Annotated in this window: 9 protein-coding genes; all 9 read left to right on the forward strand. The window is 31.7% G+C overall.

Features of this window, described 5'->3' with window-relative positions; translation table 11 throughout:
• Positions 1–232 precede the first annotated feature (232 nt).
• The 9 genes from IX290_RS08680 to argS all read left to right on the forward strand — a co-directional run bounded on the left by IX290_RS08680 (position 233) and on the right by argS (position 15,703).
• Positions 233–3,943 (forward strand): hypothetical protein, encoded by a 3,711-nt coding sequence (locus IX290_RS08680; RefSeq protein WP_211492823.1) that lies wholly within the window; start codon positions 233–235, stop codon positions 3,941–3,943.
• Positions 3,944–3,975: 32 nt separating this feature from the next.
• Positions 3,976–5,889, forward strand: a complete 1,914-nt coding sequence (gene thrS / locus IX290_RS08685) for a threonine--tRNA ligase (protein WP_211492824.1) — start codon at positions 3,976–3,978, stop codon at positions 5,887–5,889.
• Between the two features lie 480 nt (positions 5,890–6,369).
• Positions 6,370–7,572, forward strand: coding sequence for a threonine ammonia-lyase (ilvA, locus tag IX290_RS08690; protein ID WP_211492825.1), 1,203 nt, complete (start codon positions 6,370–6,372; stop codon positions 7,570–7,572).
• A gap of 52 nt (positions 7,573–7,624) precedes the next feature.
• Positions 7,625–8,809, forward strand: a complete 1,185-nt coding sequence (locus tag IX290_RS08695; protein WP_211492826.1) for a dicarboxylate/amino acid:cation symporter — start codon at positions 7,625–7,627, stop codon at positions 8,807–8,809.
• 217 nt (positions 8,810–9,026) lie between these two features.
• Entirely contained in the window at positions 9,027–9,251 is a 225-nt protein-coding gene (gene secG / locus IX290_RS08700; protein ID WP_211492827.1) for a preprotein translocase subunit SecG, read from the forward strand.
• Positions 9,252–9,314: 63 nt separating this feature from the next.
• On the forward strand, positions 9,315–10,547 hold the full coding sequence (locus IX290_RS08705; RefSeq protein ID WP_211492828.1) for a replication-associated recombination protein A: 1,233 nt from the start codon (positions 9,315–9,317) through the stop codon (positions 10,545–10,547).
• Between the two features lie 20 nt (positions 10,548–10,567).
• Positions 10,568–11,815, forward strand: a complete 1,248-nt coding sequence (hisS, locus tag IX290_RS08710) for a histidine--tRNA ligase (RefSeq protein ID WP_211492829.1) — start codon at positions 10,568–10,570, stop codon at positions 11,813–11,815.
• Between the two features lie 36 nt (positions 11,816–11,851).
• Positions 11,852–13,651: an aspartate--tRNA ligase gene (gene aspS / locus IX290_RS08715; RefSeq protein ID WP_211492830.1), complete on the forward strand. Its 1,800-nt coding sequence runs from the start codon at positions 11,852–11,854 to the stop codon at positions 13,649–13,651.
• 339 nt (positions 13,652–13,990) lie between these two features.
• Positions 13,991–15,703, forward strand: coding sequence for an arginine--tRNA ligase (gene argS, locus IX290_RS08720; protein WP_211492831.1), 1,713 nt, complete (start codon positions 13,991–13,993; stop codon positions 15,701–15,703).
• Positions 15,704–15,739: the final 36 nt, after the last annotated feature.

A 15,739-nucleotide genomic window follows, 5' to 3' on the forward strand; every position in this document is an offset into this window, starting at 1 on the left:
TAAAAAAAATCTTGACATATTTTGGAAAAAGTTATATAACCACTTAAGCAACTTGTCCGTTAATAAGAAACAGATGTAAATCACAGAGATACAAATGCAAATATAGTATTTTCAAGGATAAGTGGCAATATTTTGAACACATAAGTTCCTGAATTTAAAAAACTTTAGGTAAAAAGTGCTATTTTGTGGTATAATTGACAATAAATATATCGGGAGAAAGAGGTCTGCACATATGAATGAGAAAATAAAATTACTTATAGCATTTATAATAGTTTCACTGACAACTTACAGTGGACCAAAAGTACCATTAGTAGCAGATATGAATTCATCAAATTTACAATTGAAAAAAGATAATAAGGGATCTGTTCTTGGAGGAACTGATGAGGTTGAAATAGACCTTGAAAACAATACTATGACTTCTGAAAATGGCTTTAATATAAAGCAGGGAGATGTAGAGATAAAGGCTTTCAACTTGAGAAGAGATGTAGCTAAGGATAGATTATATGTGAATGGAGAACTGCTTACTCTTTTTTCAAATCCAACTGGAGATTTAAGTTTACAATCTTTAGATGGTGGAGATATTTCATTGAAGGGAACTGATGGCACGTTTTATAACAACTTTGGTTTTCTTGAAGTGGACAAAGTTACAGGTGCTATTAAACCAAATGATAAAATCTATTTTGGTGGAAAAAGAATCGATTATAAGAATAAAAAAATATATATAGACAATGGTTGGTTTACAACAGATTATCATATTATGAAAACTAAAAACCCTGATGATGCAGGTTATCATCTGTTGTCAAATCATATAGTTGTGGAACCTGACAAACAGATTACACTGACGGGGAGCCATTTTTATAAAAAAGATAAAAAGATTACTCCATTTGCTTTTCCATGGTATAGAGCAAATATAAGACAGGAATCTAAGGTACCATTATTCCCTGAATGGGGAACAGACACCTATTATGGATGGAATACATCTGTAGGAGTTTTGTATGGTAATCGAGGAGATAAATTTGTTGGAGGTTTTGCTCCTAAGTTTGCTGACAGAATGGGACTTTTAGTTGGTAGATGGGAGAACTGGTATAAGACTGATAACTTTGGTACAGCAAGATTGAATATAGATGATTGGTTGGTGTGGTCTAAAGAGCATAAGAAAAATATAAAAGGACCTGAAGCACTTGCTAATGAAGAGCGTGCAAAGAGACACAGAATCAATTATACCCATGAATATAGTGGGGATAAAGGAAATCTTTATTTAAGTGTTACTGATGCTACTTACAATATGGTTCCTAAGTTAGATGATTTTATAGATGATCACTACTATAGTTTTGCTGATAACACAAGGCCAGATCTTACAAAAACCATAAGATTTTACAGTATGGACACTGATCTTAGTAAGTTAGGACCAAATAAAGATATAAGTATAAAGAGTAAGGTAAAACTTACTGATGATAAAAAAGCTTATGCTTTAATGGTCTATGACGATATAAAAGATATTGCTTATGGAAGCAGTATAGATAATGATCTTGTGGCTCAGGTAGAAGCTTATAAAGATAATAAGAACTACAGAGTTGGAGGTTATTATAACTATTTATATGACATAGATCCAGGTTCAACCTACACTGATACCCAGTCTAGAGCTGAAGATTTTGGATTTGAATTCTTAGATAAAGACAGTAAAATAGGATTTACATATGATGAAAAAAATGGAGACAGATTTAGAAAATTAGGACTTTGGGAAAGAGATCCCAGCAATGAAGCAAAAGTTTCTTATGATGGTTATGATAAGACTTTCAAATTTGACTATGTACCTACAATGGTAAAAGAATATAACAGTTTTGATACAAGAGATTTAAGAGTATCTTTTGGAGAGTATGAACTTCCTGGTGGATTTAAAGTTAAGCCTGGGTATGATTTTTATGCTGAGAAGAAAGAGCTTAATTTAGATAAGGATTTAGGAAGAGAACATATTTCAAATAAAAGAAGTCAGGAATATAACAGATTTGAAAATATCATATATCAGGATTATAAGGAAAATAGAGTCTATGTAGATTTCTATGATGATACAATGAAATTTACAGTTGCTGGTGGTACAACCAAAGATGAAATTTGGGATAGAAATGGAATCTATGTAGATAACAGATATAAAAAATTTGTTAATAACTCTGATTTTTATGAAGTTGGAGCTGAAAAAAATGAGATTTCATTGGGTAATCTTGGAGAGTTAGCACTATTTGGTGGTGTAAGATATGACAGATACACTAAAGGATACAATCCATATGGACTTACGCCAGATTATGCAAGTGGAAGAGATTCAAGTATAAGAACTCAATTAAAAGTAAATCATACTGTAGAGATTTTTAATAATGAAAGTAACAATGAGAGAAAAATAGATTTTGCAGTGGCAAATGATTTAAAACTTTTCTATCAAAGATATGATTATGATTCAGGAAATGTAAATTTCGGAAATGATACCGATGGTAGAAGTGCAAAAGAGATAAGATTAATAAATAAGGAAAATATATATCAGGTTACTGATACAGTTACAACATCTATTGGAAATACTGATACAGCTTACACTATTAATTATAAAAGAGGAGAAAATCCTGCAACTAAAAAAATCAGCAGTGAGCTAATTGATAATAAAGTTGATTTTAAAATTGATGGTAAAAAATCAGTTGTATTAAAATATGGACAGGATAGAAAGTATACTGATCAGACGTTAGACAGGGAAAATTATAATAACTATACATTTAGAAATTACGGAATTGAGTACTATATTGAAAATCATAAATTATCATATAGTACAGATGCTATTGATTCTAAAATCAGAGATCTTGATCCAGAACTAAATGGTGTAACTGTTTTACCTAGTGCTTTAAGTGATGCAAGAGAAAAGATTAAACTTCATACTTATGGGTATGAATACACCTTTGGTGACAATAAATTAGGACTTGACTATAGTGAAGGTACTGATAAGAGAGATAGCATTGGAATAGATGAACTTAATGTAAAAAATAGAATATATGGAATCTCTTTCTTAGATGGTGGAGATGAGGTAGAGAATTACTACAGGGCTACTTATGAAACATATAAACATAGTGAACCTGGCTCAAAAACACTTATACTGGATGGAGAAAAATATAATTCAAGAAACTCAGATATAATCTCTTTTAACTATGAATATAGAGATAAGAGATTTAGTGATGAAGAATTATCTAAGTATGCTGAGTTAGAATATAATAAAGATTCTACAACTCTTACTCCTGAAGAGATATACAGAGTGAGAGATATTTTAAGAAATAGAGAGAGAAATCATGTTGATTTCAAATTAAATAATAATATGTATACCCAATTTGATAATATGGGTGACTATAAGCGTAATTTCAGAGTTCATTTTATGTTACAAAGAAATGATGCAAGATACAAAAAAACTGGTGACTATTGGAATTCACTTGAAAAAATTAAAGTTGGAGCTTTTTACTCACAGAACAGATTTGGTGTTGGATATCAGGTAGAAGAAAATGCTGGATGGAAGAGTAGAAAGTGGGAAAAAACCGACAGAGAGCATAAAATTAGTTTAGTTACAAGATTAGGACAGCCAAGTGAGGGTTGGTCATTCAAAACCTATGCTAAATTCTATGAAGACTTAACAGATAGAGTTAGACGTAGTGAGAAGAAAAAAGGATCTTTAGATGGTATTGGAGTAGAGATAGGTAAAGAGATGGGATACTATCAATGGTCAGTGGCATTTGAAAAAGAGTATGTTCAAAGTACAAGAGATTATGAATGGAAAGCAGCGCTTCAATTTACACTACTGACATTCCCAGAAAATCCTATATTTGGTCTAGGTGCTAATAGAGATTCAGGAGAAAATGCAAAAACAAATCCTAAGACATATCTGTTTAATGGATTAAAAGTTAATAAAGTAATAGATTAATTAATAGAAATTTTAAATGGAGGAGGAAAATTATGAAAGTTATATTACCAAGCGGAGACGTAAAAGAATTCGAAGGAGAGGTAAACTTATTTACAGTTGCAAAAAGCATAAGTAACTCATTAGCAAAAAAATCTGTAGCTGCAAAAGTTGACGATGTTTTGATGGACATGGCTACAATTTTAGATAAAGATGCGAAAGTGGAATTTATAACTGCTGATACTGAAGAAGGAGAAGAAATAATCAGACATTCTACTGCACACTTAATGGCACATGCAGTTATAAGATTATTCCCAGGAACTAAAGTTGCAATAGGACCAGCTATAGAAAATGGATTCTATTATGATTTTGATCCAAAAGTTCAATTTACAGAGGAAGATTTACCAAAGATAGAAGAAGAAATGAAAAAATTGGTAAAAGAAAACATAAAAATTGAAAGAGTTATGATGACTAGAGAAGAAGCAATAAAACATTTTGAAGCTCTAGGAGAAGTATACAAAGTTGAAATTATAAAGGATATAGCAAAAGGAGAAATGCTTTCTTTCTACAAACAAGGAGAATTCATGGACCTTTGCAGAGGACCTCACGTACCATCTACTGGATATTTAAAAGCATTTAAATTAAAATCTGTAGCTGGAGCATACTGGAGAGGAGACTCTAAAAATAAAATGCTTCAAAGAATTTATGGATTTGCATTTGCTGATGAAAAGAAATTAAAAGATTTCTTAAACTTATTAGAAGAAGCTGAAAAGAGAGACCATAGAAAATTAGGAAGAGAATTAGACCTATTCTTTGTAAGTGACTATGGACCAGGATTCCCATTCTTCTTACCAAAAGGAATGGCAATAAGAAATACACTTATAGATTTATGGAGAAGAGAACACAGACTTGCTGGATATACTGAGATAATGACTCCAGTAATGTTAAATAAAGAACTTTGGGAAACTTCAGGACACTGGTTTAACTATAGAGAAAATATGTATACATCAGAAATCGATGAGACAGAATTTGCTATAAAACCAATGAACTGCCCAGGAGGAATCTTAGCTTATAAAGCACAACTTCACTCATATAAAGATTTACCTATAAGAAGTGGAGAGTTAGGAACTGTTCATAGACATGAGTTCTCAGGAGCTTTACACGGACTTATGAGAGTTAGATGCTTCACTCAAGACGATGCTCATATCTTTATGACACCTGATCAAATAGAAGAAGAAATCATTGGAGTAGTTAACTTAATAGATAAATTCTACAGTAAACTATTTGGATTTGAATATACAATTGAATTATCTACTAAACCAGAAAAAGCAATTGGTTCAGACGAAATTTGGGAAAAAGCAGAAACTGCACTAGCAGCTGCACTTGATAAAATTGGAAAACCATACAAATTAAACCCTGGTGATGGTGCATTCTACGGACCAAAATTAGACTTCAAAATTAAAGACGCAATTGGAAGAACTTGGCAATGTGGAACAATCCAACTTGACTTTAACTTACCAGAAAGATTTGATATGACTTATATTGGTGAAGATGGAGAAAAACACAGACCAGTAATGATTCACAGAGTTGTTTATGGATCAATTGAAAGATTTATAGGAATCTTAATTGAACACTATGCAGGAGCATTCCCATTATGGTTAGCACCTACTCAAGTTAAGATTTTAACTATAAATGATGAGACAGTTCCATATGCAAAAGAAGTATTTGATAAACTTCAACTAGCAGGAATAAGAACAGAACTTGACGATAGAGCAGAATCTATTGGTTACAAGATTAGAGAAGCAAATGGAAAATATAAAGTTCCTGTACAACTTATCATTGGTAAAAATGAAGTTGAAAAAGGTGAAGTTAACGTTAGAAGAAGAGGTTCACAAGAACAAGTATCAATGAAACTTGATGATTTCATCAATATGATTGTTGAAGAATCAAAAGTTAAATTTGATAAATAGTTTTACAAGAAATAACTTGCTGTATTATAAAAAACCCTGACAGTGAGCTGTCAGGGCTTTTTTTTACCCTTTTGCAGCAAAAAATACCATTTTTTTAGTATACATTACTATTTTAAATAGTATCTATATAAAAAAAGAAAGATAGTGATAATTGTTTGATTGTATTAACAATATGTTTCTTTTTAGTTGAAAATTCCCTTAAACAGATACATCTATATCTAGAGTACATACAAAATATTGATTAATAAGATAAACATTAGTGAAATATCATATATATATTATATTATTTTAACTTAAATAATATAATTGGTATATTATTTATTTGGTGTAAAAATTATTTGAGATAATTCATTTGACGAAATAGTAAAAAGATAATATAATAATATTGATGGAATTGTATGTAAATAATACTCAATTGATTAAAACTGAATAATCAATTGCAAGTTATCACGTTGTATCTTTTAAGGAGGGATTAATGTCATGGTAACATTAGAAACAATTAAGGAAGCTAGAAGTAACATACAAGATTCAATTAAAAAAACTCCATTGTTGGAATGTCCAACACTTGAAAAACAAGTAGGAGGAAAAGTTTTCTTTAAACTTGAAAACTTACAAAAAACTGGATCTTTCAAAATCAGAGGAGCATTAAACAGAATTGCCCATTTAACTGATGAAGAAAAGAAAAGAGGAGTTATTGCATCATCTGCAGGTAACCATGCACAAGGTATTGCATTAGGAGCTACTGCACAAGGTATTAAATCTACAATAGTAATGCCTGAAACTGCACCTATAGCAAAAGTTGTTGCAACAAAGAACTACGGAGCAGAAGTAGTACTTTGTGGTGAAGTATATGACGATGCGTATGCAAAAGCAAGAGAAATTGAAAAAGCAACAGGAGCAGTATTTTTACACCCATTTGATGATGAGTATGTAATTGCTGGACAAGGAACTATAGGAATGGAAATTCTTGAAGAGATGCCTGATATCGATACTATATTAGTACCTATCGGTGGTGGAGGAATCCTTGCTGGTATAGCAACTGCTGCTAAATCAATAAACCCAAATGTAAGAGTAATAGGAGTAGAATCTGAAAACGCTGCTTCAATGACAGAAGCTCTAAAAAGAGGAGACTGTTGTGAAGTATGTGGATGCGCAACTATAGCAGATGGTATAGCTGTAAGAAAAGTAGGATGTAAAACTCTTGAATTAGCTAAAAAATATGTTGATGAAGTTGTAACAGTATCTGATCAGGAAATAGCTGATGCAATACTATTCTTGATGGAAAAATCAAAAGTAGTAGCAGAAGGTGCTGGAGCTACTCCACTTGCAGCAATTTTAGCTGGAAAAATAGATTGTAAAGGAAGAAAAGTTTGTTCAGTTGTTTCAGGAGGAAACATTGACGTAAACTTAATAGAAAGAGTTCTTAATAGAGCACTTATCCATAACGGAAGAAGATATGAATTTAAAGTTGTTGTTAATGATAAAATTGGAGAAGTAGAAAAAGTATTACATGTTCTTACAACAAACAGAGCTAATGTTATTTATATTACTCAAAGTGTTTACAAGGCTAAATTAGGAATCAATAAACAAGAATTAACACTTGTAATAGAATGTAGTGATATGAATCATAGAAATGAAATAATAGGTAAGTTAAAAGAAGCTGGATACGATATTTACGAATAAACCAATTTTATTGCAGTAAAATATAATATATTAAAGGGAAGTGAGTTTAACTATGAAAAAATTTGGTTTGTTACCTAAGTTGATACTTGGTATCATCGTAGGTATTTTAGTAGGAATGACAGGTATTCATTTTATTATTCAAGCATTAGGAACATTTAACAGTGTATTTGGAAGTTTCTTAGGATTCGTAATTCCATTGATTATCATTGGATTCGTTGCTCCAGGTATTGCTGACTTAGGAAAAGAAGCTGGAAAATTATTAGGAGTTACAGTAGGATTAGCTTACTTATCTACAATAATTTCAGGATCTTTTGCTTACTTTGTAGATAGCATATTATTCCAAAAACTTCATTTGGAAAATGCTGCTGAATTAATCAAACATGCTGAAGAAAATGCACGTCACTTAGACCCATTCTTCACAATTGATATGCCACCTATTATGGGTGTTATGACAGCATTACTAATTGCATTTACATTAGGAATAGGAGCAGCAGTTATTGAAGGAGATACTTTAAAGAAAGGTATGAGAGAATTCCAAGCTATAGTTGAAAAGATAATTACTAACATAATTATCCCATTCTTACCTCTACACATTTGTGGTATCTTTGCTAACATGACTTTCGAAGGTAAGACAGCTGCAATAATGTCAGTATTCGTAAAAGTATTCGCAATCATAATTGTATTACACTATGTAATCATTATATTCCAATATGCAATTGCTGGAGGATTAGCAGGAGCTAACCCATTCAAATTAATAAAAACTATGATTCCTGCATACTTAACAGCAGTAGGAACTCAATCATCAGCAGCTACTATTCCAGTTACACTTGCTCAAACTAAGAAAAATGGTGTATCTGATGGTGTTGCAGACTTCGTAATACCTCTATGTGCAACAATTCACTTGTCAGGAAGTACAATTACTTTAACAAGTTGTTCATTGGCACTTATGACTATTTACGGAATGCCTCATAACTTTGGACTAATGTTTGGATTTATCTTAATGCTTGGTGTAACAATGGTTGCAGCACCAGGAGTACCAGGTGGAGCAGTTATGGCTGCATTAGGGTTATTAGGATCAATGTTAGGATTCTCAGAAGAATTATTATCACTTATGATAGCTCTTTACCTAACTCAAGACAGTTTTGGTACTGCATGTAACATCACTGGTGACGGTGCAATAGCTGTTATAGTTAATAAGATAGCTGGATTCAAACTAGAACCAAAACAAGCAAAATAAAAGAACAATGACAAACTAAATAATTATAGAAGAAACATAGAATAAAAAGAACAAATCAAAAAAATATTAAAGTTACTAAAAATAGTTAATAAAATACTCTATAAGTGGGGTTAATTTCCAAGAATAAAGGTTTTATTAGGTAAATATTTATTGACCGCATCATGTGGTTATGATATAATCTAATAGATTATTTAATAGAAATGTTGGGAGGACTAGAATGGAGATTTTATTTACAGTTCTGCTTTTTATTTTTGCGATTATATTGATAGTATTAGTACTGATACAACCAGACAGGAGCCATGGAACATCTGCAAGTATGGGATTGGGAGCATCAAATACTGTATTTGGAATATCAAAAGATGGAGGGCCTTTAGCTAAAGCCACTGAGGTTGTAGCAACATTATTTATTCTTAGTGCACTTTTATTATATTTAGTAAAATAATAATAGAAGAAAAGGCGTATTGATATCAATACGCCTTTTTTATCGATAAATGGTTGTGATAAAATGAAAAGTCTATTTCAAAATAACTATGAGGATGTTAAGCCTTTAGCAGTAAAATTAAGACCACAATCTCTTGATGGATTTGTAGGTCAGGAGAAATTACTGGGAGAAAAAGGAATACTTAGAAAATTAATAGAGAATGGAAATATTTCAAACTCTATATTTTATGGTCCTCCAGGATGTGGTAAAACTACAATTGGAGAAATCATCTCTAAAACCATTGATAGTAATTTTGAAAGTTTAAATGCTACTACTGCAAGTCTTGATGATTTAAGAGAGGTAGTAGAAAGAGCTAAGCAAAACATTGAATTTTATGGAAAGAAAACTATTCTTTTTTTAGATGAAATTCATAGATTTAACAAAAAACAGCAGGATGCACTTCTTTCATATTGTGAAAGCGGTGTTGTAATTCTCATTGGAGCAACAACTGAAAATCCTTACTATAATCTAAACAATGCCTTATTATCAAGAGTTATGGTTTTTGAGTTTAAAGCACTGGATAGAAAAGATATAGAAAAAATACTGAGAAATGGAATACAGGTTCTTGGAATAAAAGAGCCATCTCAAGAGATTATTGAGTGTATTTTGGATATATCAAAGGGAGACAGTAGAATTGCTCTTAATTATCTAGAACTGTACAAAAATAGCTGTATGGGTCTTGATGATGATGAGGTACTGGAACTATTTAGGCAGAGAAGGTCATCTTATCATAAAGAGGAAGATAAATATAATCTTATATCTGCAATGATAAAAAGTATGAGGGGAAGTGACCCTGATGCAGCAGTTTACTGGTTGGGAAGACTTCTAGCAGGTGGAGAGGATCCAAGGTACATTGCAAGAAGGATAGTTATACATGCCAGTGAAGATATAGGGATGGCAAATCCAGAGGCCATGCTTGTGGCAAATAGCGCAATGCAAGCCAGTGAAAGAATTGGTATGCCTGAGATAAGAATAATTTTAGCACAGGCAGTTATATATATTTCTATTTCAACAAAAAGTAATTCATGTTATATGGCAATTAATAAAGCACTTGAAGATATTAACAACGGTGATCTGGAAGAGGTACCTATCCACATATCAAACAGTGCTGTGGGATATAAGTATCCACACAGTTATCCAGATAACTTTGTAATGCAGAACTATACAAATAAAAAAAGAGAATATTATATTCCAGGGAACAACAGGAACGAAAAGTTTATAAGTGAAAAACTAAAAAAATTATGGGGTAATAAATAAAAATAGACGAGGTGAGATAGTTGAAATTAATAAAAGCAGCTAGAGGAACAAAGGATATTTGGGGAGAAGATGCTGTAAAATACAGCTATGTATCAAGAGTTGCACAGGATATATTTGAAAGCTATGGTTATACATACATTAAAACTCCAATATTTGAAGAAACAGATCTTTTTAAAAGAGGTATAGGTGAAGGTACAGACGTTGTAGAAAAAGAGATGTACACATTTTTAGATAGAGGTGGAAGAAGTCTTACTTTAAGACCTGAAAATACAGCTTCTATAGTAAGAGCTTATCTTGAAAATGGAATGTATGGAAAAGAAGATGTAACCAAAGTATACTACAATGGATCAATGTTTAGATATGAAAGACCACAAGCAGGAAGACAAAGAGAATTTAACCAGATAGGTGTTGAAGTACTAGGAGAGGGATCACCAATACTTGATGCAGAAGTTATAGCAATGAGTTACTCTTTCCTTGAAAAACTTGGAATAAGTGACCTTGAAGTACATATAAACTCTGTTGGAACAAATAAAAGCCGTAGTAAATATAGAGAAACACTACTTAATTTCTTAGAACCAATAAAAGATCAATTATGTGAAGATTGTCGTATGAGAATGGAAAAAAATCCACTTAGAGTTCTAGACTGTAAAGTTGATACATGTAAAGAACTTACAAAAAATGCACCAAGTATAATTGACTCTTTAGAACCAGAAGAGAGAGAACACTATGAAACAGTAAAAAAATACTTGGAAATTTTTGGAATTAAATATGTAGAAGATCCAAAACTTGTAAGAGGACTTGACTATTATTCAAGTACTGTTTATGAGATTATTACTAATAAATTAGGAGCTCAAGGAACTGTTTTAGGAGGAGGAAGATATGACAACCTTTTAAAACAACTTGGAGATAAAGATATTCCAGCAGTGGGATTTGCAGCTGGGGTGGAAAGAGTTATGCTATTATTAGATGATTATCCAAAAAATAATCCAGATGTATATGTAGCATGGCTAGGTGATGACGTTCAGGAATTTGCTCTTAAAGCTGCAAATATTTTAAGAGCTAATAAAATAAAAACTCATGTTGATTTCAATTCAAAGGGTATGAAGTCACATATGAAAAAAGCTGGTAAACTTGATGTTAACTACTGTATAATCATTGGAGAAGATGAACTTAAAAATAATACAGTTCTTTTAAAAGACTTCAATGCAAGAACACAGGAAGAAATGAGCTTAGAAAAAGCTATTGAAACAATAAAAAAAGCTAAATAAATTTTTTAAGGTAATAGATTTAAGGAGAGGGTAATAATGATTTACAGGACACATAACCTTGGTGAATTGAGAAAAGAAAACATAGGTCAAACAGTTACACTTTCAGGTTGGGTTGATACAACTAGAGACTTTGGAGGTTTAACATTTGTTGACTTAAGAGATAGAGAAGGAAAAACTCAGGTTGTATTTGACGTGGATGTTGCTCCAAAAGAGGTTATTGAAACAGCACAAAAACTAAAAAATGAAACTGTTATAAGAGTAGTAGGAACAGTTAAAGAAAGACAAAGCAAAAATATGAATATCCCAACTGGAGAGATAGAAGTATTTGCTACTGAACTTACTGTATTAAATAACTGTGATGTACTTCCATTCCAAATAACAGGAGCAGAAGATAATTTAAGTGAAAATATAAGACTTAAATACAGATATCTTGATATCAGAAGACCTAAGATGCTTCATAATTTAAGAATGAGACATAAAATGGTTATGGCAATAAGAAACTATATGGATGAACATGGATTTATTGACGTAGATACTCCATTACTAAATAAATCAACTCCAGAAGGAGCAAGAGACTTCTTAGTACCATGTAGAATCAATCCAGGAACATTCTATGCATTACCACAATCACCACAACTATTTAAACAGTTATTAATGATTGGTGGAGTAGATAGATATTTCCAAATAGCTAAATGCTTTAGAGACGAAGACTTAAGAGCAGATAGACAATTTGAATTTACTCAACTTGACGTTGAAATGTCTTTCGTTGAAATGGAAGATGTAATGAACATAATTGAAGGACTTGCAAAAAGCGTATTCAATACAATAACTGGTGAAACAGTAGATTATAAATTCCCAATTATGCCATATGCAGAAGCTATGTCAAGATTTGGTTCAGATAAACCAGACGTTAGATTTGGTGTTGAACTAAAAGACTTAACAGATATTGCTAAAGAATGTGGATTTAAAGCCTTTAAATCAGTTGTAGAAGCAGGCGGAATAGTTAAGGCTATAGTTGCTCCACAAGCAGTGACAAAGTTCTCTAGAAAGGTTTTAGGAGAGTATGAGGAGTATGCTAAGAGATACTTTGGTGCAAAAGGAATGGCTTATGTAAAAATAGCTGAAGATGGAACTATATCTTCTCCAATTGCAAAATTCTTCAGTGAAGAAGAGATGAAAGCTATAATAGAAAGAACTGAAGCTAAAGCTGGAGATGTAATACTAATTATTGCAGATAAAGCAAAAGTTGTATATGGAGCTCTAGGTGGAATGAGACTTAGAATAGGAAAAGAACTTGATCTTATCAATAATGATGAATTCAAATTCCTATGGGTAGTTGACTTCCCAATGTTCACATATGATGAAGATGAGCAAAGATATAAGGCTGAACACCATCCATTTACATCAATAAAAGCTGATGATATGGAAGCTTTCTTAAATGGACAAACTGAAAATATAAGAACAAATACTTATGATATGGTATTAAATGGATTTGAAATTGGAGGAGGTTCAATAAGAATCTTTAATCCAGAAATTCAAACAAAAGTATTTGATAGATTAGGATTATCTTATGAAGAAGCTAGAGAAAAATTTGGATTCTTCGTAGATGCATTTAAATATGGTGCACCACCTCACGGAGGATTGGCATTTGGACTTGACAGATGGTTAATGGTAATGTTAAAAGAAAATTCAATTAGAGAAGTAATACCATTCCCTAAAACAAATAAAGGTCAATGTTTAATGTCAGAAGCACCAAACATAGTTGACAAAGCACAACTAGACGAGCTGTTTTTAAAAACAACTTATGAAGAAACAAAAAATTCAGAAGAAAAATAAGTATAAGAAAAAACATTGGACTTGAAAAAAAGGCAAATAAGTGATATAATTTCCTTAATAAGAAAGGTTATCTGACCTATTCGTTATTTCTTGAGGTTTTGGGCCTAATGTCGTCATGGGGCTGGCGCTGCTCTCAGTAGCTCAGCAAAGTCACGAATGGCTTAGAGCTTAAGTCGATTACGGACTCTGTATGCTGTTAGTAACTGGCTACCACTTTTGGTTTTGGCGACTAAAACTGTATTGAAGACGGTAGGTCGGAGCTTTCTTTTTAGGGACTTAGTCCCTTTTTTTTATTTATAGGCAAAATGTAACAATAATTAAAATAAAAGAGGTGAAATCGTGCTTATAATAGATAAAGAAATAGCTTCTCTATTTAACCAGACTATTGAAAAATTGTATGGTGATAAGGAGCTTAAACCTATAGAAATATCAGTTGCAACAAATGAAAAATTTGGAGATTTCCAAACTAACTTTGCAATGATGAACTCAAAATTAATTGGAAATAATCCAAGAGCAATAGCTCAAGAGATAGTTAATAACTTTGTAGAAAACAATGTTATTGAAAAACTTGAAATTGCAGGACCTGGATTTATAAATATATTCTTAAAAAATGAATATTTAGGTGATTTGGTAAAAAAATCAAGAGAAGAAAAATATGATTATTCATTCCTTAATAGAAAAGGAGATGTACTTATAGATTTCTCTTCACCTAATATAGCAAAAAGAATGCACATAGGACATCTACGTTCTACAATAATAGGAGATGCTATAGCTAGAATTCATAGATATCTTGGATACCATGTAGTTGCAGACAACCACATTGGTGACTGGGGTACACAGTTTGGTAAATTGATAATAGGATATAGAAAATGGCTTAATAAAGAAACTTATAAAGAGAATGCAATAGAGGAACTTGAAAGAGTTTATGTGCAATTCAGTAAGGAATCAGAAGATCATCCAGAACTTGAGGAAGAAGCAAGACAAGAACTTAAAAAGCTTCAAGATGGAGACCCTGAAAACTTTGCACTTTGGAAAGAGTTTATAAAAGTATCTATGGATGAATATGAAAAACTTTATGGAAGACTTGATGTTCATTTTGATACTTACTACGGGGAATCTTTCTACCATGATATGATGCAAGGTGTAGTAGAAGAACTTGTTGAAAAAGAGATAGCTGTTGAAGATGATGGTGCAAAAGTTGTATTCTTCCCAGAAGAAGAGAACCTTTTCCCATGTATAGTTCAAAAGAAAGATGGAGCTTTCTTATATTCAACATCTGATATTGCTACTGTAAAATTTAGAAAAGATAACTATGATATAAATAAAATTATATATTTAACTGATGAGAGACAACAGGACCACTTTAAACAATTTTTCAGAATAACAGATATGTTAGGATGGGACGTTCCTAAATACCACGTTTGGTTTGGTATAATGAGATTTGAAGATGGTGTATTCTCTACAAGAAAAGGAAATGTAATAAGACTTGAACAACTTCTAGACGAAGGTAAAAAGAGAGCTTACGACATAGTTAATGAAAAGAACCCAGATCTTTCAGAAGAGGAAAAACAAAATATCTCTGAAATAGTAGGAGTAGGAGCTATAAAATATGCTGATCTTTCTCAAAATAGACAGAGTCCAATTATATTTGAATGGAATAAAATATTGAGCTTTGAAGGAAATACAGCACCATATCTACAATATTCATATGCTAGAATCCAATCAATTATGAGAAAAGCTGAAAGTGAAGGAAAAACAATAGATTATTCTAAAAAGATAATTATTAATGATAAATTAGAAAAAGCTTTAGCAAACCATATTGCAGCTTTCCCAATGGCAGTAATTAAAGCAGCTGAAACATTTAAACCAAACATCATAGCTGACTATTTATTTGAACTTGCTAAGAAGTTTAACAGTTTCTACAATAACTGCCCAATTCTAAATCAGGAAGATGACATCCTGTTCTCAAGAGGATTACTTGCAAAAGTAGCTGGAGAGACTATAAAAGATGGATTATCACTTCTTGGAATAGAAACTCTTGATAGAATGTAATAATAAATTAAAAAGGCAATTCGTAATGAATTGCCT

The organism is Fusobacterium sp. DD2, assembly GCF_018205345.1.
Lineage (GTDB): Bacteria > Fusobacteriota > Fusobacteriia > Fusobacteriales > Fusobacteriaceae > Fusobacterium_A.

Coding starts and splice junctions, on each gene's coding strand:
- IX290_RS08680 (WP_211492823.1), top strand. CDS start 233: ATGAATGAGAAAATAAAATTACTTATAGCATTTATAATAGTTTCACTG.
- thrS (WP_211492824.1), top strand. CDS start 3,976: ATGAAAGTTATATTACCAAGCGGAGACGTAAAAGAATTCGAAGGAGAG.
- ilvA (WP_211492825.1), top strand. CDS start 6,370: ATGGTAACATTAGAAACAATTAAGGAAGCTAGAAGTAACATACAAGAT.
- IX290_RS08695 (WP_211492826.1), top strand. CDS start 7,625: ATGAAAAAATTTGGTTTGTTACCTAAGTTGATACTTGGTATCATCGTA.
- secG (WP_211492827.1), top strand. CDS start 9,027: ATGGAGATTTTATTTACAGTTCTGCTTTTTATTTTTGCGATTATATTG.
- IX290_RS08705 (WP_211492828.1), top strand. CDS start 9,315: ATGAAAAGTCTATTTCAAAATAACTATGAGGATGTTAAGCCTTTAGCA.
- aspS (WP_211492830.1), top strand. CDS start 11,852: ATGATTTACAGGACACATAACCTTGGTGAATTGAGAAAAGAAAACATA.